At 66.6% G+C, this 17411-nt stretch carries 15 protein-coding genes and 1 pseudogene; 9 read left to right on the top strand and 7 right to left on the bottom strand.

Going from position 1 to position 17411, the window contains the following annotated elements; genetic code table 11:
• Positions 1-128: 128 nt before the first annotated feature.
• The 5 genes from P8H27_RS07055 to P8H27_RS07075 are packed head-to-tail and all read right to left on the bottom strand — an operon-like array spanning position 129 to position 5189.
• Entirely contained in the window at positions 129-2234 is a 2106-nt protein-coding gene (locus tag P8H27_RS07055; protein ID WP_289636324.1) for a TonB-dependent receptor domain-containing protein, read from the bottom strand.
• A gap of 34 nt (positions 2235-2268) precedes the next feature.
• Positions 2269-2712: a CopD family copper resistance protein gene (locus P8H27_RS07060; RefSeq protein ID WP_289636326.1), complete on the bottom strand. Its 444-nt coding sequence runs from the start codon at positions 2710-2712 to the stop codon at positions 2269-2271.
• Positions 2709-3410 carry an ABC transporter ATP-binding protein gene (locus P8H27_RS07065; RefSeq protein WP_289636328.1) on the bottom strand — a complete coding sequence of 234 codons (702 nt, stop codon included), beginning with the start codon at positions 3408-3410 and terminating at the stop codon, positions 2709-2711. Before P8H27_RS07065 ends, P8H27_RS07060 begins: the two co-directional genes overlap by 4 nt.
• The gene (locus tag P8H27_RS07070; RefSeq protein WP_289636330.1) at positions 3403-4176 is read right to left on the bottom strand and encodes an ABC transporter permease; all 774 of its coding nucleotides are present in this window, start codon (positions 4174-4176) and stop codon (positions 3403-3405) included. Before P8H27_RS07070 ends, P8H27_RS07065 begins: the two co-directional genes overlap by 8 nt.
• Complete coding sequence (locus P8H27_RS07075; protein WP_289636332.1) at positions 4173-5189, bottom strand: ABC transporter substrate-binding protein; 1017 nt, start codon at positions 5187-5189, stop codon at positions 4173-4175. The genes P8H27_RS07070 and P8H27_RS07075 overlap by 4 nt, the downstream gene beginning before the upstream one ends.
• Positions 5190-5223: 34 nt before the next feature.
• Between P8H27_RS07075 and P8H27_RS07080 the strand changes: the two genes are divergently transcribed.
• The gene (locus P8H27_RS07080) at positions 5224-5937 is read left to right on the top strand and encodes a Crp/Fnr family transcriptional regulator (protein WP_289636333.1); all 714 of its coding nucleotides are present in this window, start codon (positions 5224-5226) and stop codon (positions 5935-5937) included.
• A gap of 175 nt (positions 5938-6112) precedes the next feature.
• Here P8H27_RS07080 and P8H27_RS07085 read toward each other — a convergent pair whose 3' ends face one another.
• Positions 6113-7267: an NnrS family protein gene (locus P8H27_RS07085; protein ID WP_289636335.1), complete on the bottom strand. Its 1155-nt coding sequence runs from the start codon at positions 7265-7267 to the stop codon at positions 6113-6115.
• 58 nt (positions 7268-7325) lie between these two features.
• Positions 7326-8720 carry an argininosuccinate lyase gene (gene argH, locus P8H27_RS07090; protein WP_289636337.1) on the bottom strand — a complete coding sequence of 465 codons (1395 nt, stop codon included), beginning with the start codon at positions 8718-8720 and terminating at the stop codon, positions 7326-7328.
• 267 nt (positions 8721-8987) lie between these two features.
• On the opposite strand from argH, the gene P8H27_RS07095 reads away from it, so the two are divergent.
• From P8H27_RS07095 to P8H27_RS07130, 8 genes and pseudogenes are all read left to right on the top strand, one after another.
• Complete coding sequence (locus tag P8H27_RS07095) at positions 8988-10055, top strand: sensor histidine kinase (RefSeq protein ID WP_289636338.1); 1068 nt, start codon at positions 8988-8990, stop codon at positions 10053-10055.
• Positions 10052-10798 (top strand): LytTR family DNA-binding domain-containing protein, encoded by a 747-nt coding sequence (locus tag P8H27_RS07100; RefSeq protein WP_289636339.1) that lies wholly within the window; start codon positions 10052-10054, stop codon positions 10796-10798. The genes P8H27_RS07095 and P8H27_RS07100 overlap by 4 nt, the downstream gene beginning before the upstream one ends.
• Positions 10799-11035: 237 nt before the next feature.
• Positions 11036-11974: a hydroxymethylbilane synthase gene (hemC, locus tag P8H27_RS07105; protein WP_289636340.1), complete on the top strand. Its 939-nt coding sequence runs from the start codon at positions 11036-11038 to the stop codon at positions 11972-11974.
• Positions 11971-12744, top strand: coding sequence for a uroporphyrinogen-III synthase (locus tag P8H27_RS07110; RefSeq protein WP_289636341.1), 774 nt, complete (start codon positions 11971-11973; stop codon positions 12742-12744). Before hemC ends, P8H27_RS07110 begins: the two co-directional genes overlap by 4 nt.
• Positions 12745-12760: 16 nt before the next feature.
• The gene (locus tag P8H27_RS07115; protein WP_289636343.1) at positions 12761-13924 is read left to right on the top strand and encodes a uroporphyrinogen-III C-methyltransferase; all 1164 of its coding nucleotides are present in this window, start codon (positions 12761-12763) and stop codon (positions 13922-13924) included.
• The gene (locus P8H27_RS07120; RefSeq protein WP_289636344.1) at positions 13921-15165 is read left to right on the top strand and encodes a heme biosynthesis HemY N-terminal domain-containing protein; all 1245 of its coding nucleotides are present in this window, start codon (positions 13921-13923) and stop codon (positions 15163-15165) included. Before P8H27_RS07115 ends, P8H27_RS07120 begins: the two co-directional genes overlap by 4 nt.
• A 472-nt stretch (positions 15166-15637) precedes the next feature.
• A complete protein-coding gene (gene rsd / locus P8H27_RS07125) occupies positions 15638-16114 on the top strand; it encodes a sigma D regulator (RefSeq protein WP_289636523.1) in 477 nt (158 codons plus the stop codon).
• Positions 16115-16489: 375 nt separating this feature from the next.
• Positions 16490-17410, top strand: a pseudogene (locus tag P8H27_RS07130) (AlgP family protein); the annotation flags it as partial.
• Position 17411 lies beyond the last annotated feature (1 nt).

Here is a 17411-nt window from a genome sequence, read left to right on the forward strand (position 1 = left end):
CCGGGGCTCCTGGCGATGGCCCAAGCCAAGGCCGGGAATAACGCTCGCGCCGGCGTTCGATTCGTTCGCGACCGCTGCAGGACGCCGTCGTTGTCCAGACGTCGGCGTCATACGCCCAAGCTCCGGATTCAGAAGCGGTAGTTGAGACCCACGCCCAGGCTGCGGCCATTGCCGGAGAGGAAGGTCGGCTGGTTGGCGTTGGCACGATTGCGGATCACGAAGCTGCTGGCGTAGACCTCGTCGCTGAGGTTCTCACCCTGCAGATAGAGGCTTAGCTGCTCATCGGCCCGGTACTCGACCTTGAAGCCCCACAGGGCGTAGGCGTCCTGATAGTTGTCGGCCGTGTTGGCATGGTCGGTCGGGGTGTCCCGGGGTATCCAGCGCAGGTTGGGGCCGGCGCTCCAGGCGCCGCTGCGGTAGAGCAGCTCGCCGCCGAGCACCTGGCGCGGCACGCCGGCGATGCGCTTGCCGGCGAACTCGCCGCCGCGGAAGCGGAAATCGCTCAGGGTCCAGGCCAGGCGATAGGCGAACTCGCCGGGTGCGACCGCCAGGTTCAGCCCCGGCAGGGTGCCGCTGAGGCCGAACTCGATGCCCTGGTGGCGGGTGCGGCTGGCGTAGTTGTAGGTGCCCACCTTGACCCCCAGGCTGTCGCTGGTGGAAATCAGCTCGTCGTCGACCTCGCTGCGGTACAGCGCCAGGCTCCAGGCGCTGGTGCCGAGGCGACCCTGGCCGCCGACCTCGACGGTTGTGGCGCGCTGCACATCGAGCTGCACCAGTTCGGCGCGGGCCATGGCCGGATTGGCCGGCGACACCGTGCCGCTGACGATTTCCCAGAAGGTCGGCGCCTCGTGGCTGCGGCTGATATTGGCGTACCAGCGCTGCGCCGGGGTTGGCGTCCAGTTCACCCCGAGCTTGGGCGTGAAGTAGTTCCAGTCCTGATCCAGCCGGGGACCCGCATTGGCCGAACGCGCATCGCGGCGCACGGCGCTCCACTTGGTCTCGGCGACCAGGGTCCAGTCGCTCGCCAAGTGCCAATCCAGTCCGGCGAGCAGGTCGCGGTTCTCCGCCGCCAGGTCGAAGTCGCCGTAGCGCTGCAGGCGCCGGCCATCCTGCGGGCTGTTGGCGTACAACTCGCGGGCCATGTCGCTGTGCGACCAGCCGAGGCCCAGGCGGTAGTCCAGGCTTTGCCAGCTGCCATCGAGCTGCCATTGCGCGCCCAGGGTCTCGCTGGCGGTCAGGGTGTGGCTGAGCGGGTCGGTGAAGTCGTCGTCGGTGTGCTGGGCATAGACGCCGAACCCCTGGCGCAGGCGCTCGTCGCCCCATTGCGTGCGGTTGGCGATGCGCAGCTGCTGGGTGTCGCGGTGCGGGTCGCGGCGGTAGACGTTGAGCAGCTTGTCTTGTGGCGAGTTGCCGTCGCCCAGGACGCTGCGCGGATCGTCTTCCAGACGGGCCTTGGGGATGACGTTGGGGACCTCGAAGGTCAGGTCGCTCCAGGACAGGTAGCTGCGGTTCTCGATGCCATCGGCCAGGCGCAGGCCGAAGTTGCTCTGCACGATGCTGCGATGCGAGGCGGAGTGGTGGCGGTAGCCATCGTACTGATCCTGGCTGACGCTGACCCGTCCATCCAGGTCGCCCTGCTGCATGCCGGCCGCGGCCTGCAGGCCATAACGGCCGAAGCTGCCGGCGTCCAGGCGCAGGCGGGCGCTTTCGTCGGCGCCGGTCAGCGACTGCAGGTCCAGCTCGCCGCCCAGGGTGGTGGCGCCGGGGCTGGTCGCATTGGCACCGCGGCGGGCACTGATCAGGGCGCTGTTGCGCGGTTCCAGCAGGCCGATGACGAAGGAACCGTCGGCCTCGTTGAGCGGCAGGCCGTCCTGGAGCAATAGCACGCCACGGTTGAGCGGATTGCTCTGGATGCCCGAGCCGCGGATGTTCAGGCGCGGCTGGTCGGTGGCGCCGAAGAAGTCCTGGATGACGATGCCCGGCTGGTAGTCCAGCGCATCGCGCAGGGTGGCCAGGCGGGTTTCCCGCTGCGGCTCGGCCAGGTTGGTGGCGCCCGGCACGCGCGCCAGGCGTCGGCGTTCCTGCTCGAGCGAGGCGCCGAGCGGGGCCGCCTGACGCTGGCCGCTGACGGTCATGGCGTCCAGCACCGTGATATCGGCGGCCAGCGCCATGCACGGCAGCGCCGCGGACAAGGCCAGGCTGAGTGCGGTTCTGGGCAGAGCGGGATGGGACATGAGGGACTCCAGGTAACGGCGAAAGGGAGACGGATCACCAGCTCAGGTAGAACATGCCCTTGGCCAGCAGGACGATGCCGACCATGTGGCTGAATACGCTGAGGTGGATGCGGCGGAAGTAGCGCGAATTCATGCGCCCGCTCCACAGCAGGAACATGGCGCTGAAGAAGTGCCCGAGCACGCTGCAGGCGAGGAGGATTTTCAGGGTCAACAGGGTGGCGAAGGAGGATGCCAGCGGCGCGCTCAAGGCCGGCCAGTAGCGCAACCAGACCATGCCCAGGCCGGCGGCGAACAGCACCAGCAGAACCCAGGGCATCAATCGCCGGGCGCGCCGGCCGATGCCCTGCTCGACTAGGCGCATCACCTCGGCCGGCACATGCTTGCGCACGCTTTCCAGGATCAGCACCTCGAAGAACACCGTGCCGATGAACAGCAGTGCGGCGAACAGGTGCAGGGTGTGCAGGATCGGGTAACTCATGAGGGGTTCGACTCCAGGTTCAGCAGGACGCTTTGCAGGTTGTTGGCGGTCGCGCGGCGCGCCTCGGCATCGCCGGGTGCGGCGATGCCGAAGCCGCGTCCCCGGCCGCTGTCGAGCAGCACGCAGCGATCGACCAATTCGATCAATTCGTGGGGGTGATGGCTGACGCACAGCAGCGTCGCGCCGGTGTGTTCCAGGCCCTCGCGGCACAATTGGGTCAGCGCGCCGCGCAACGCCGGGTCGAGGGCGCTGAAGGGTTCGTCGAGCAGCAGCAGCTCCGGCTGCACGGCGAAGGCCCGGGCCAGCGCCACACGCTGCGCCATGCCACCCGACAGCTGGCCCGGCCAGGCCTGGGCGTACTGCTCCAGGCCGACCCGTTGCAGCCAGTGCAGGGCCAGCCGGCGCGCCGCAGCGGCGCCGTGGCCGACCGCGCGCAGGGGGATCTCCAGGTTCTCGCCGACCCGGCACCAGGGCAGCAGGCGCGGTTCCTGGAACACCAGCACGACGTGGTGGAAGTCGCTGCGGCACTGCCCGCCCTGGGCCGGCAGCAGCCCGGCGATCAGCTTCAGCAGGCTGCTCTTGCCGGCGCCGCTGGGGCCGAGGATGCCGACCCGCTCGCCGGCCTCCAGGCGCAGGTCGAAACCGTCCAGCACCGGCCGGCCGCCCAGCTGCAGGTGGACGTCGCGATAATCAAGCATGGGCGGGTACCTGCCAGCGGCTCAGGTAACGCTGCAAGGGCTGCAGCAGGCTGAACTCCAGCCCGGCCACCAGCAGCAGGAGCAGCAGGGTCCAGGCATACAAGCCGGCGCTGTCGAAGGTGCTGCGGGCATTGGCCAGGGCGAAGCCGGCGCCGCTGTCGGCGCCCAGCACTTCGGCCATCACCACCAGGCGTACCCCGCCGCAGGCGGCGATCAACAGGGCGGCGGTCAGGGGCGCGGCCAGCGCCGGCACGTACAGATGGCGCAGCCGCTGCCAGGGGCCGAGACGATAGACATGGGCCATCTCGATCAGGCTGCGATCCACCAGCAGCATGCCCTTGACCGTGTTCACGTACATCCCCGGCGCCAGCATCAGCACGCTGATGAACACCACCATCGCCGAACCGAGGCCGAACCAGAGCATCGCCAGCACTACTACCACCACCGGCGGAACCGCCATCAGCAACCAGCGCAGCGGCTCCAGCAGACCGCGCAGGCGCGCATCCAGACCGGCCAGCACGCCGAGGCAGAAACCCAGGGTGCAGCCCAGGCCGACGCCCAGGCCGATGCGCCCCAGGCTGACCAGCCCATGCTGGTGAAACTCCTCGCTGCCGAGCAGTTGCACCAGCGCCTGCAGGGTCTGCCAGGGGGTGGCCATCAGCAGGGTGCCGAGGCGTTGCGCGGTGAGCTGCCAGGCGATCACCAGCAACAGCACGCCGAGGACGGCCCAGTAGCGCGAGGTGGGGCGTTGTCTCTGCAGTTTCATGGCCCGTAGAACTCCGCCGCGGGCAGGCGGCCGCCGATGGCCTGCGGGTTGTGCTCGCCGAGCAGCCGATACAGCGCTTCCAGCTGTCCGCGCACTTCGTGGGCCGGGCGACTGTCCAGGCGGGTGGCGCGGATCGAGGCGGCGATGGCCGCTACCGGCAGATGCGGCAGATGGCGCTGCACCAGTTCGGCGCAGGCCTGCGGATCGCCCGCGCACCAGCGCGCCGAGTGGCCATAGGCGCGTTCCACGGCTTGGCTCAGCTCGAGCTTGCGCGCGGCGCGCGCGCTGGCCATCAGGCCTGCCTGGGGCAGCTCCGGTTGTTCGGGGAAGGCCTGATTCCAGGCGGCCTCCAGGCTCTGCGCGCGGTACAGCGGCGCGCCGCCCTGCTGTTGGTTGCGCCACAGCAGCAGCGACACCGCCGGCTCGACCAGCAGCACGTGGTCGGCCTGCCCGGCCAGCAGCAGCGCCTGCGCATCCTGGCTGTCGCGCACATGGCGCAGGCGCAGATCCTCGCCGGCCCGCAGGCCATGGGCGCGCAGCAGTTCGTTGACCAGCAACGCCGGCAGGTCGCGCTGATAGGGCAGCAGCAATTCCTTGCCTGCCAGGTCGGCGAAGCCCTTGATCTGCGGATCGCGGCTGACCAGCCAGAGGATGCCCCACACCGAGATGCTCAACAGGCGCACCGGCTGGCCGCGGTTGGCCAGCAGCGCCGGCAGGTTGCTCGGCGCCGCGGTGAAATCGATGGCGTCGTTGGCCAGCAATGCGCCCAGCTGATCCGGGTTCTGCCAGAGGCGGAACTCGACGCGCTCGGCGAACTCGGCCAGTGCCCCGCTGTCGACCATGTGCAGCAGCGGGAAGCTCACCACCGCGGCCGGACCGGCCAGGCGCACGACCTCTTCGCGCGGCGGGGTGGCGCTGCCGTGCAGGCTAAGGGAGATGAGCAGCAGCCCGGTTGCGCCGAGGAGCAGACGACGAACCGGATTGATGTTAATGCGAACTAGACTTATCTTCATTCGCAAATATTCGCAGCCGTCACGGGATTCGCACATGACAAATATCAAGTCGCCGGCTAACCGGCTCGACGCCCTGAAGCTGTTGCGCGCCCATGCATTCTTCGCCGATTTGCCCGAAGCGCTGTTCGCCCCGCTGCTCAGCCCGCGGGGCCGGCAGGAGGTGGCGGGCGGCGAACTGCTGTTCCGCGAAGGCGATCGCGCCGGGCACTGCCTGCTGGTGCAGCACGGCTGCGTCGAGCTGTTCAGGTTCACCGCCGATGGCGAGGAGCGGGTGTTCCAGCTGTTCGGCAGCGGGCAACTGGTCGGCGATGCCGCGATGTTCATGGCCCACGGCCGCTACCCGATGAACGCCAGGGCACAATCCACCACAGTGGCCTACCGCTTGAGCCGCACGGCCTTGCGCAGTGCCTGCGAACAGTATCCGCCGCTGGCCATGCGCCTGCTGGAAAGCCTCGGCCAGCGCCTCTATCGGCAGGTCAATGAAGTCGACTGGCTCACCTCCAGCTCGGCCGCGCAGCGGCTGGCGGCCTACTTGCTGAACCTGCAACGCAGCCAGGGCGCCGCCATCGGCCTGCCGATCAATCAGCGCCAGTTGGCCGCCCACCTGGGCATCCGTGCGGAGTCGCTGAGTCGGCTGTTTTCCGAATGGCAGCAGCGCGGCCTGGTGCGGGGGCGCCAGCGCGCCTGGGAGCTGTGCGACCTCGGTTATCTGCAGCAGTTGGCGCAAGGCGCCACGCGCTCCTTCTGAGGCCGTGCCGGCTGGTGTCGCGGCACCCCCAACGTGCGCTCAATCATCAAAAGCATCGCGCCGGGGCGGCCCTCCTACAAAAGCAGCGGGCACCACAAATCCCTGTAGGAGGCGCGACCTCGCGGCGATAGCGGACAACGTCCGCTCCCACGGAAAGCGACAGATGATCCGTTTCTCAGCGCTCCGCCAAGCTGCAGCGCGGGCTGGCGGGATGGGCATCGCGGCTCTGCCAGAGCAGCACCGCGAGTGCCAGATAGGCCAGCGCCCAGCAAGTCGCGGCGAACAGCAACCAGCCCTGCTGCTCCAGGCCCAGCAGTGGCGGCAGCACCCGGGCCAGTGCGGCCAGGCTGAGCAGCAGAGCCAGCGGATGGATCCAGCGCCGGGCGTTGGCGTCGCGGAAGCGATAGATCAGCCGGGTGCGCGCCATTACCGCAAAGGTCAGGCTGCCCAGCGCGCCGATGCTCAGGGCGTGCAACGTTGCCGTCACCGGCAGCGCTGACAGCAGCCTGCTCAGCCCGAACAGCAGCAGACCGATGGCGAGCCAGGCGTAGCCGAGCAGCAGAACCAGCAGATCCACACGTTTGCCGCAATGCCAGGGTTGCCAGCGCAGCAGGCGGATCGCCGCGAGTATGCTGGCGGCGACCAGCAGCCCGCCAACCAGAGGTTCGAGCAGTGGCCAGGGCGGCAGGTTGAACAGCAGAGCGAGCAACAGCAGGATCAACCCGGCGCCTTCGAGCTGCGGTTGTACGCGTGCCGCCAGCTGACGTCCCTCGCTCTGCGCATGCCCGGCAAGCGCCGGAGCGATGATCCGCCCCCCCATGAAGAACAGCAGCACGGCGATCAGCAGCAGGGCTTCACTCAGCAGGGGCAGGGCGAGGGGCTGGCTGAAGCCGCTGCTGGCGACGGCACTGAGCAGGCTCAGGCCGGCGACGACCGGGGCGACGATCTGGTTGCGCCATTTCTTCGCGGCGCCGAGAAAGCGCGGCACGACCTTCCAGGCCAACCCGGCGCCGAACAGCGCGGCGCTCAGCAGTGTCAGCCAGGATCCCGGCCAGAGCAGGAAGCCGAGGCGCGCCAGTAGCCAGCAGCCGAGCAGGGCGAGGGTCAGGCGCATCGGCTGCGGGCCGAGCAGGTAGCCGGCAATTACCGCCAGGGCGAAACCGAAGAGCATTTCATGGGCATGTCCGGCCGGGGTGGCCAGCCCGGGCAGAACGGGGACCAGGCCGAGCATGGTCAACACCGACCAGGGTAGCAGCAGCGCCGCATAGAGTGCGGCCGCGGGAAAGAACCAGGCGTTGGCGAAGGGCAGGCGCGGTTTTCGCGGGTGCATTGCGCAGCTCCGGCAGGAAGCGGGACGGGGCCTGCGCCCCGTCACCGAACAGCAGCTGTCAGCGGCCGGCGAGCAGCTCGCGACCGCGCTGGGCTGCGGCGCGTACCTGGTTCGGTGCGGTGCCGCCGATGTGGTCGCGGGCGCCCACCGAGCCTTCCAGGGTCAATACCGCAAACACATCCTGCTCGATCTGGGTGCTGAACTGGCGCAGTTCGTCCAGGCTCATCTCGGCCAGATCCTTGCCGTTGTCGACGCCGTATTTCACCGCGTGGCCGACGATCTCGTGGCAGTCGCGAAACGGCAGGCCCTTGCGCACCAGGTAGTCGGCCAAATCCGTGGCGGTGGAGAAACCGCGCAGCGCCGCCTCGCGCATGATCGCGTGCTTGGGCTTGAGCGCCGGGATCATGTCGGCGAAGGCGCGCAGGCTGTCGCGCAGGGTGTCGGCGGCGTCGAACAGCGGTTCCTTGTCTTCCTGGTTGTCCTTGTTGTAGGCCAGCGGCTGGCCCTTCATCAGGCACAGCAGGCCCATCAGTGCGCCGAACACCCGGCCGCTCTTGCCGCGCACCAGTTCGGGTACGTCGGGGTTCTTCTTCTGCGGCATGATCGAGCTGCCGGTGCAGAAGCGATCCGGCAGGTCGATGAACTGGAACTGCGCGGACGTCCACAGCACCAGCTCTTCGGAGAAACGCGACAGGTGCATCATGGCGATCGAGGCGGCGGCGCAGAATTCGATGGCGAAGTCGCGGTCCGACACGCCGTCCAGCGAGTTGCCGCCGACGGCGTCGAAGCCGAGCAATTGGGCGGTGACTTCGCGCTCGATCGGGTAGGTGGTGCCGGCCAGCGCCGCCGAGCCGAGCGGCATGCGGTTGGTGCGTTTGCGGCAGTCGAGCAGGCGCTCGTAATCGCGGCTGAGCATTTCGAACCAGGCCAGCAGGTGATGGCCGAAGGTCACCGGTTGCGCGGTTTGCAGGTGGGTGAAGCCGGGCATGATGGTCGCCGCTTCGCGCTCGGCCTGCTCAAGCAGGCCCTGTTGCAGGCGGGTGATCTCCTTGATGATCAGGTCGATCTCGTCGCGCAGCCACAGGCGGATGTCGGTGGCCACCTGGTCGTTGCGCGAGCGGCCGGTGTGCAGCTTCTTGCCGGTCACGCCGATGCGGTCGGTCAGGCGCGCCTCGATGTTCATGTGCACGTCTTCCAGGTCGGTGCGCCAGTCGAACTGACCGGCTTCGATCTCGCCCTGGATCTGCGTCAGGCCGTCGACGATGGCATCGCGTTCGGCGTCGCTGAGCACGCCGACCTTGGCCAGCATGGTCGCGTGGGCGATGGAGCCCATGATGTCGTGGCGGTACAGACGTTTGTCGAATTCGACGGAGGCGGTGAAGCGGGCGACGAAGGCGTCGACCGGCTCGCTGAAGCGGCCGCCCCAGGATTGATTGGTTTTTTCAGTGCTCATGGGTTTCGCTCGGCTGGTGCGCTAAGAAAGGCGGGCCGCAGGTGGCGGCCAGCGTGGCGGAAAAGTCCGTCGATAATAACAGGCTGGCAAGCAAAATCGCCGTGCCGGTTTGTCGCTCGCTGGGGTGACGCCAGCTTGGGCGCTGTTGTGCGGATCACAGTTTGCCGAGGTAGGCCGCATTTCAGCGTTTTATTTTGCCCGACTGGGGCTGGCTCGCTTGCCGCCCGGCCGGGCCACGGGGAAACTGCGCCGATGGAGACTCAATGGATGAACAATAAAAACATGACGGCGCCCAGCGACGACTTCTTCGTCCCGGAACTCTGCGAGCCGGAAGCGCTGCTGAGCATGGTCTTGCTGGCCGAGCTGCTGGTGCTGGTGCTGGTGCTGGCCGAGCCGATGGCGCCCGGCTTCGACTGGGTGCGCCTGGCGCTGACCTCGCTGTTCGTGCAATGGAACCTGCTGCTGTCGGCGGCGCTGCTGTGTCGTTTGCGGCCCTTGCTGGCGCGCTGGCGGGCGGCGCTGGCCGGGGTGCTGTGCTGCCTGATCGTGGTCGGGCTGACCCTCGGCTGCACCGCGGTGGCCGATTATTACGACCTTGGCGGGCCGCTGCCACAGGCTGGCGAGTTCAATCTTTACCTGCGCCACGCCTTGATCAGCATGATCATGTCGGCGCTGCTGCTACGCTATTTCTATCTGCAGAGCCAATGGCGGCGGCAGGAGCAGGCCGAGCTGCGCGCGCGCATCGAATCCTTGCAGGCGCGGATCCGCCCGCACTTTCTGTTCAACAGCCTGAACAGTATCGCCAGCCTGGTGGTGGTCGACCCGTTCAAGGCCGAACAGGCGGTGCTGGATCTTTCCGACCTGTTTCGCGCCAGCCTGGCCAGACCCGGCAGCCTGGTGCCCTGGAGTGAGGAATTGGCGCTGGCCAAACGATATTTGTCGATCGAACACTATCGTCTTGGCGAGCGACTACAGTTGCAATGGGAGGTAGTCGATGTGCCGAACGATTTGCCGATTCCGCAGCTGACGCTGCAACCCTTGCTGGAGAACGCCTTGATCTATGGCATCCAGCCGCGCATCGAGGGTGGCTTGGTGCGTGTCGAGGCGAGCTATAGCGATGGGGTGTTCCAGTTATGCGTCAGCAACCCTTATGAGGAGCCAAACGAGCAGCCGCCTTCGCGTGGGACGCGCCAGGCGCTGGGTAATGTCGATGCGCGCCTTGCGGCACTTTTCGGGCCGCGGGCCAGTCTCAGCGTGGAGCGCCGTGACGGCCGCCACTTCACCTGTCTACGCTATCCATGTGCGAGACTCACGCAGGAAGGCCGTGCCTTATGAATGTCCTGATCGTCGATGACGAACCCCTGGCCCGCGAGCGCCTCAGCCGCATGGTCGGCGAGCTCGATGGCTACCGTGTCCTTGAGCCGGCTGCGAGCAATGGCGAAGAGGCTCTGATCCTGATCGACAGCCTGAAGCCGGATGTCGTGCTACTGGATATCCGCATGCCGGGCCTGGATGGCCTGCAGGTCGCGGCCAAACTCTGCGAGCGCGAAGCGCCGCCGGCGGTGATCTTCTGCACGGCCCATGACGAATTTGCCCTGGAAGCGTTCAAGGTCAGCGCGGTGGGCTATCTGGTCAAGCCGGTGCGCGCGGAGCACCTCAGCGAGGCGCTGAAAAAGGCCGAGCGGCCCAACCGGGTGCAGCTCGCCGCGCTGACCCGCCCTGCGGCGGAAAGCGGTGTCGGTCCGCGCAGCCATATCAGTGCGCGCACCCGCAAAGGCATCGAGTTGATTCCGCTCGATCAGGTAATTTTCTTCATCGCCGACCATAAATACGTGACCCTGCGCCATGCCGGCGGCGAAGTGTTGCTGGACGAGCCGCTGAAGGCGCTGGAAGACGAGTTTGGCGATCGATTCGTCCGTATCCATCGCAACGCCCTGGTCGCCCGCGAGCGCATCGAACGCTTGCAACGCACGCCGCTCGGGCATTTCCAGCTGTTCCTCAAGGGCCTCAATGGCGACGCGCTGATCGTCAGTCGCCGGCATGTGGCTGGGGTGCGCAAGTTGATGCATCACCTTTAACAGGCCGTTGGAAAACTCCCTGCGTTGCCGATGCGTCGTTAAAAACAGGCTCAAAATGCTCATTTACAACCCGTAAACTGCGCTTTTTCGCCTGTTTTTGCCTAGCCTCGGCTGCCTCGCCTACATTTTTCAACGGCCTGCTAGCGGCTTGGTGCGTAGTCGGGAGCCATTCGAGCTAGGGGCTTGCGGCCGGCGAGCCTGTTATTATCCTCGGCAGTCCGTTTTCTGGAATTGCCCATGTCCCGCGAAATCCGTATCGCCACCCGTAAAAGCGCCCTGGCCCTGTGGCAGGCCGAACACGTCAAGGCCCGCCTGGAGCTGGCTCACCCTGGTCTGAAAGTCTGCCTGGTGCCGATGGTCAGTCGCGGTGACAAGCTGCTCGATGCGCCGCTGGCGAAGATCGGCGGCAAGGGATTGTTCGTCAAGGAATTGGAAACCGCCTTGCTCGAGAACGAGGCCGACATCGCCGTGCACTCGATGAAAGATGTGCCCATGGACTTCCCCGAAGGCCTGGGCCTGTACTGCATCTGCGAGCGCGAGGATCCACGCGACGCCTTCGTCTCCAATCGTTTCGACCGCCTGGATGCACTGCCGGCCGGCAGCGTGGTCGGTACCTCCAGCTTGCGCCGCCAGGCGCAGTTGCTGGCGCGCCGGCCCGACCTGAAGATCCAGTTCCTGCGCGGCAACGTCAATACCCGCTTGGCCAAGCTGGATGCCGGCGAGTACGACGCTATTATCCTCGCCGCGGCCGGCCTGATTCGTCTGGGTTTCGCCGAGCGCATTCGTTCTTCGCTGAGTGTCGAGGACAGCCTGCCCGCGGGTGGCCAGGGCGCGGTGGGGATCGAATGCCGCAGCGCCGATGCCGAGATCCATGCCTTGCTGACACCGCTGCACCATCGCGAGACCGCGCTGCGCGTCACGGCCGAGCGGGCGCTGAACAAGCGGCTCAACGGTGGTTGCCAGGTGCCAATCGCCTGTTATGCGGTGCTCGAAGGCGAGCAATTGTGGTTGCGCGGGCTGGTCGGTCAGCCGGATGGTGGCGTGCTGTTGCGGGCGGAAAATCGCGCGCCGGCGGCGCAGGCCGAGCCGCTTGGCGTGCAAGTCGCCGAGGCACTGCTGGCCCAGGGCGCCGCGGACATCCTGCAGGCCATCTACGCTGAGGCCGAGCCCGAGTGAGCCACTGGCGCCTGCTCCTGACCCGCCCGGCCGAGGAGTGCGCGGCCCTGACCGCGACCCTGGCCGAGCGGGGTATTTTCAGTAGCAGCCTGCCGTTGCTGGCGATTGAGGCCCTGGCCGAGACGCCGGAGCAGCGCGCGACCATCCTCGCGCTGGAGCGTTATTGTGCGGTGATCGCGGTGAGCAAGCCGGCGGCGCGGCTGGGCCTGCAATTGCTCGACCGCTATCGGCCGCAACCGCTGGCCGAACCGCCCTGGTTCAGTGTTGGCGCAGCCACTGCCGAGATACTCGAGCATTACGGTCTGACGGTTTTTTACCCCGAACAGGGCGATGACAGCGAGGCGTTGCTGGCTCTGCCGCAGTTGCAGCAGGTGCTGGCTGCGGCGTTCACCCCTCGGGTGCTGATTCTGCGTGGCGAAGGTGGCCGCGAACTGCTCGCCGAGCGCTTGCGCGGTCAAGGTGTGCAGGTCGACTATCTGTCACTGTACCGCCGGCTGTTGCCGTCGTATCCGCCCGCGGCACTGGCCGAGCGGGTGCAGGCGGAACGCTTGAATGGCCTGGTGGTCAGCAGTGGGCAGGGCTTTAGCCATTTGCTGGAGTTGGCCGGCGCGCACTGGCCGGCGCTGGCTCGGCTACCCTTATTCGTGCCCAGCCCGCGTGTGGCCGAGCAGGCGCGGGCTGCTGGCGCCGACGTTATTGTGGATTGCCGCGGTGCGAGTGCTGCGGCGTTGCTGGCGGCGTTGCAAGCGCAACCTGCCCCCGACCTCTGATGCAAAGGATGGACACGTGAGCGAAGCGACTAACCCCGAAGAGCAACAACCGTCGGCAGCGGAGGCGCCCGCTGTTGCGCCGCCAAGCCCTACGGCAGAACCATCGCCGCGCGGCAATCGTCTGGTTCTGCTGGCACTGTTGTTGGGCGCCGCGGGCGTGGCGGTGGGGGGCTGGAGCCTGTGGCAGATGCGCAGCCTGGAGGCGCGTGATCAGCTGCAGCTCGCTCAGTTGGACGCGGCACGCGTGCAGACCGAAACCCTGACGCAGCGTACCCGTGAAATTGACGTCCGCCTGCAGCAATTGCCCGCTGCCGATGAGCTGGATGCGCGCCGCCGCCTGATCGCGCAGCTGCAAGGCGATCAACAGTTGCTCAACCAGCGTCTGGAAACGGTGCTCGGCGCCAGTCGTCAGGATTGGCGCCTGGCCGAGGCCGAGCATTTGTTGCGTCTTGCCAGTCTGCGCCTGTCGGCCTTGCAGGATATCGACAGCGCCGAAGCGCTGGTGCAGGGCGCCGACGAGATTCTCCGCGGGCAGGACGATCCCGCCGCTTTCGCCGCGCGCGAGCAGCTGGCCAAGAGCCTCGAGGCGTTGCGTGCAACCGTCAATCCCGATCGCACCGGGTTGTTCCTCCAGTTGGCGGCGTTGCGTGAGCAGGCGGCGCAGTTGCATGCGCTGACCCCGACCTTCGCCAGTGCGGGCGGGGTGCTCAGCGATCTGGCGGCGAAGGGCGATGGCAGCAGCTGGTGGGCCGAGTGGCTGGAGACGCTGTCGCAGTATTTTCGTATCGACTTCAGCGCCGATCAGAATATTCGCCCGTTGCTCGCCGGGCAGAGCCTGACCCAGGTACGTCTGGCGCTCAGCCTGGCCCTGGAGCAAGCGCAGTGGGCGGCGCTGCATGGGCAGACCCCGGTATATCGACAGGCGCTGGTGCAGGCCCGCGAGGTGCTGGATGCGCATTTCGATCTGGAGAACCCCAGCAGTCGTGCCTTGCGCGCCCGCTTCGAGGAGTTGCTCGAGCAACCTGTCGAGGTGGTCGCCCCCGATCTGAGTGCTGCACTCAACGCCGTGCAGGCCTATATCCAGCGCAAGCAGTCGGCGCGTGAGCGGGTCGAAAGTGCCGCAGCGCTCAGTGAGCTGCCGGTAGAGGCGGCGCCGAACGTGGAGGAGACTGGCCCATGAAGCGCGTCTATCTGCTGCTCGCCGTGTTGGCGGTCGCTGCGGGGCTGGCTTTGCTCGCCCTGGCTGTGGCCGAACACAAGGGCTACGTGTTGTTCGCCTACCAGGGCTTTCGCTATGAGTCGAGCCTGTGGGCTTTCCTGGCGTTGCTCGCGGTGGTCTGGCTGGCGCTCTACCTGCTGCGTCTGTTGTTGCGCCTGCTGGTCGCCTCGGGAGGACTGGTTAATCCCTGGTCGCGTTTGCATGGCCGTCGCCGCGTGCGCCTGGCTCGCGAGCAGGGCTTTCTCGATCTGGCCGAAGGCCGTTGGGCGCATGCCTTGCGCCATTTGCGCCGAGCCGCCGAAGGCGAAGAGCAGCCCCTGGCGTATTACCTGGGGGCCGCCCGCGCAGCGCATCAGCTGGGGCAGCATGCAGACAGCGATCGGTTGCTGGAGCAGGCTCTCGAGCGTCAGCCTCAAGCCGAGCTGGCCATCGCCCTGACCCATGCCGAATTGCAAGTGGCGCGTGGTCAGGCCGACGCGGCGCTGGAGACCTTGCAGGTGATGGGCGAGCGTCATCCCCAGCACCAACTGGTCTTGCGTCAGCTGCAGCAGCTGTATGTGCAGCGCGGCGATTGGTCGGCGTTGCTTGGCTTGCTGCCGCAGTTACGCAAGAGCAAAACCCAGGATGATGCCCAGTTGGCCGAGCTGGAGCGCCAGGCCTGGTGCGGTCGGCTGGCGGCTGCCGGTCGGGTTGGCGGCGGCGGCCAGGACGCTTTGGCGGCGCTGGCGCAGGCCTGGCAACAACTGTCAGCGGCGCACCGTCAGGAGCCTGAGTTGTTGGCTGCCTATGCCGAGCAATTGCGCGTGCTGGGCGCTGAGCCCGAAGCCGAAGAGTTACTGCGTGGCGCACTCAAGCGCAGCTATGACGGTGGTCTGGTGCGACTCTATGGCTTGCTTCGGGGGCGCGATCCGGGCCGCCAGCTGCAAACGGCCGAGGCTTGGTTGAAGCAGCAGCCGAGCGATGCGGGCCTGTTGCTGACGCTGGGGCGGCTGTGTCTGCAGTGCCAGCTGTGGGGCAAGGCCAAAGAATATTTCGAGGCTAGCCTGGTGTTTCAGCGGCACCCGGAAACCTGTGCGGAGTTGGCGCGCCTGCTGGCCCGGTTGGGCGAGACCGAGCAGAGCAATCGTCTGTTTCAGGAAGGCTTGGGCTTGCTCGATCAGCGACTGAACTGCCTGCCTTTGCCGGCCCCACTCGCCAGCTGACAGGGGCCGGACTTATTCGCCATGCGCTTGTGCGCGCTGATGCCGCTGTTGCGGCGGGCCTATTCCTGCGCCAGCAGCATGTTCGGGCGTTTTGGCGTCTTGCCCAGCGGCAGGCGGCGCGGCATGGCCTGTTAGTGTGTCGATCCGCTTGATGTCGATCATGGGATGGTCCGATGGATAAACCCATGCTGGGCAAGTCGGTCTGCATATGTTGTAGTGCAAGCGAGCGTGGAGGGGGTTCGGCTGAGTTTCTGTAAGCCAGGCGCCGCGCGGAACACCGATTAAACGCTCGTATGAAATTTCTGGACTGAGCGCCTTGATGGCGCAGGTTCGCGGGCATAATCTGGCTCGCAAGCGCCGCCGGAAAATTGCCGTTTCGCGGTTGTTTTTCCAAGACCATGTGCCGATTGACAAAAAAACCGTCTCGGATCGGACGTATAACAGCAATACCGATAAGGGAAGTGAGGCCATCATGCTCGATAGTTGTCAGAACGCCCAGGAACGTTGGGGTGGTGTTCACCTGCTGATCGACCGTTGGTTGCAGGAGCGCCAGGAGTTGGTGGGAGCCTATGCGGCCATCAGTAGCGCCCCGCAAGCCCCCGCTACCAATGCACAAACCCTGCAGAGGTTCTGCGAAATTCTGGTCGACTACGTGTCCGCCGGGCACTTCGAGGTCTATGAGCAGCTCACCAATGAAGCCAAGGCCTTTGACGATCAGCGTGGCCTCGACTTGGCCAAGCAGATCTATCCGCGCATTGAAGTGATCACCGAGGTGGCTCTGGCATTCAACGATCGCTGCGACAATGGCGATTGTCGCGATAGCGTGTCCTTGGCTGAAGAGCTCCAGCACTTGGGGCGCTTGTTGCATGAGCGTTTCGAACTGGAAGATTGCCTGATCGAAGTGCTGCATAACGCTCATCGGCAGCAGGCTCCGGCTTCCATAACCTAGCCGGCGGTTTTCAACCACCTGCCAGCAGGGCTCCAGTCGATGCGGTCGAGCGGTTCCGGCTTCGACCATCCGGGCCAGTACTCCTCCGGCAGCAGCGCACTATGAGCGTTGCCGGTTCGCTTGGAACATGGGCGAGGGCGCTTGAGCAAAGCGCCCTCGCTCTGTCGTTCGCCCAAGCCTCGATCGTAGGCCAGAGCCGCGCTATCGGCCGGCGCTTGCGGGCCCAATACATGCAATCAAGGTGTGGGGGGTTGAGCCTTCTGCCGACGGCGGCGGCTTTGTGCCCGGCGTGCGCTCGGGCGCAATGTGGGCGCTAGCGACTGGCGAGCCAGGCGTCTAGTATGGGCTGCACCCATACCCGCCTGGAGGCGCGCCATGTCGGCCACAAAGAACACCAAGAAGTCGGTCAATACCCCTCTGCACCTGCTCCAGCAACTCTCCAGCAGCCTGCTAGAACACCTCGAAGAGGCGTGTTCGCGCGCACTGATCGATGCTGAGAAGCTGCTTGGCAAGCTGGAGAAGCAGCGCGGCAAGGCCCAGGAAAAACTGCACAAGGCCCGCGTCAAGTTGCAGGATGCGGCAGTGGCGGGCAAGGCCAAGGCGCAGGCCAAAGCCAAGGACGCCGTTGCCGAGCTGGAAGATTTGCTCGATACCCTCAAGGAGCGGCAGAGCGAGACCCGCGGTTACATCGTCGGACTCAAACGAGACGCCCAGGAAAGCCTGAAACTCGCCCAGGGCGTGGGCAAGGTCAAGGAGGCTGCCAGCAAGGCGCTGGGCCGTCGTGAGGCCAAGCCGGCAGTCGCCAGGCCTGCGGCTAAACCGGCAGCGGCGAAAACGCCAGCAGCCAAGACCGCGAGCAAGCCGGCGGCGAGCAAAGCGCCTGCCAAGGTCGCCAGCAAATCCGCGGCCAAGCCGGCAGCCAGCAAACCGGTTGCCAAAGCAGCGGCCAAGCCGGCGGCCAGTAAGCCTGCCGCAAACAAGCCCGCCGCCGCGAGACCGGCCGGCAAGGCGCCGCTCAAGTCCACGGCGAAGCCAGTGGTCGCTACCCCTGCAGCCAGTAAACCTGTCGCCAAAGCAGCGGCCAAGCCGGCAGCGAAAAAACCGGCCGCCAGCAGAACCCAGCCCGCGGTGGCTAAGCCTGCGGTTAAGCCAGCTGCAGCCAAGCCGACAACTAAGCCCGTGGCTCGGCCTGCGGCGAAACCGGCTCCTAAAGCGGCCGCCAAGCCCGCGGCGGCAGAGCCGGTGGTCAGCTCGCCAGCAGTGCCCGCCGCAGCCGCCGGCACCCCGCCTACCGCGT

This window comes from Pseudomonas sp. sp1636, assembly GCF_030376615.1.
Lineage (GTDB): Bacteria > Pseudomonadota > Gammaproteobacteria > Pseudomonadales > Pseudomonadaceae > Aquipseudomonas.

Coding starts and splice junctions, on each gene's coding strand:
- P8H27_RS07100 (WP_289636339.1), top strand. CDS start 10,052: ATGAATGTCCTGATCGTCGATGACGAACCCCTGGCCCGCGAGCGCCTC.
- P8H27_RS07085 (WP_289636335.1), bottom strand. CDS start 7,267: ATGCACCCGCGAAAACCGCGCCTGCCCTTCGCCAACGCCTGGTTCTTT.
- P8H27_RS07120 (WP_289636344.1), top strand. CDS start 13,921: ATGAAGCGCGTCTATCTGCTGCTCGCCGTGTTGGCGGTCGCTGCGGGG.
- P8H27_RS07060 (WP_289636326.1), bottom strand. CDS start 2,712: ATGAGTTACCCGATCCTGCACACCCTGCACCTGTTCGCCGCACTGCTG.
- argH (WP_289636337.1), bottom strand. CDS start 8,720: ATGAGCACTGAAAAAACCAATCAATCCTGGGGCGGCCGCTTCAGCGAG.
- hemC (WP_289636340.1), top strand. CDS start 11,036: ATGTCCCGCGAAATCCGTATCGCCACCCGTAAAAGCGCCCTGGCCCTG.
- P8H27_RS07095 (WP_289636338.1), top strand. CDS start 8,988: ATGAACAATAAAAACATGACGGCGCCCAGCGACGACTTCTTCGTCCCG.
- P8H27_RS07075 (WP_289636332.1), bottom strand. CDS start 5,189: ATGAAGATAAGTCTAGTTCGCATTAACATCAATCCGGTTCGTCGTCTG.
- P8H27_RS07055 (WP_289636324.1), bottom strand. CDS start 2,234: ATGTCCCATCCCGCTCTGCCCAGAACCGCACTCAGCCTGGCCTTGTCC.
- P8H27_RS07070 (WP_289636330.1), bottom strand. CDS start 4,176: ATGAAACTGCAGAGACAACGCCCCACCTCGCGCTACTGGGCCGTCCTC.
- P8H27_RS07080 (WP_289636333.1), top strand. CDS start 5,224: ATGACAAATATCAAGTCGCCGGCTAACCGGCTCGACGCCCTGAAGCTG.
- rsd (WP_289636523.1), top strand. CDS start 15,638: ATGCTCGATAGTTGTCAGAACGCCCAGGAACGTTGGGGTGGTGTTCAC.
- P8H27_RS07065 (WP_289636328.1), bottom strand. CDS start 3,410: ATGCTTGATTATCGCGACGTCCACCTGCAGCTGGGCGGCCGGCCGGTG.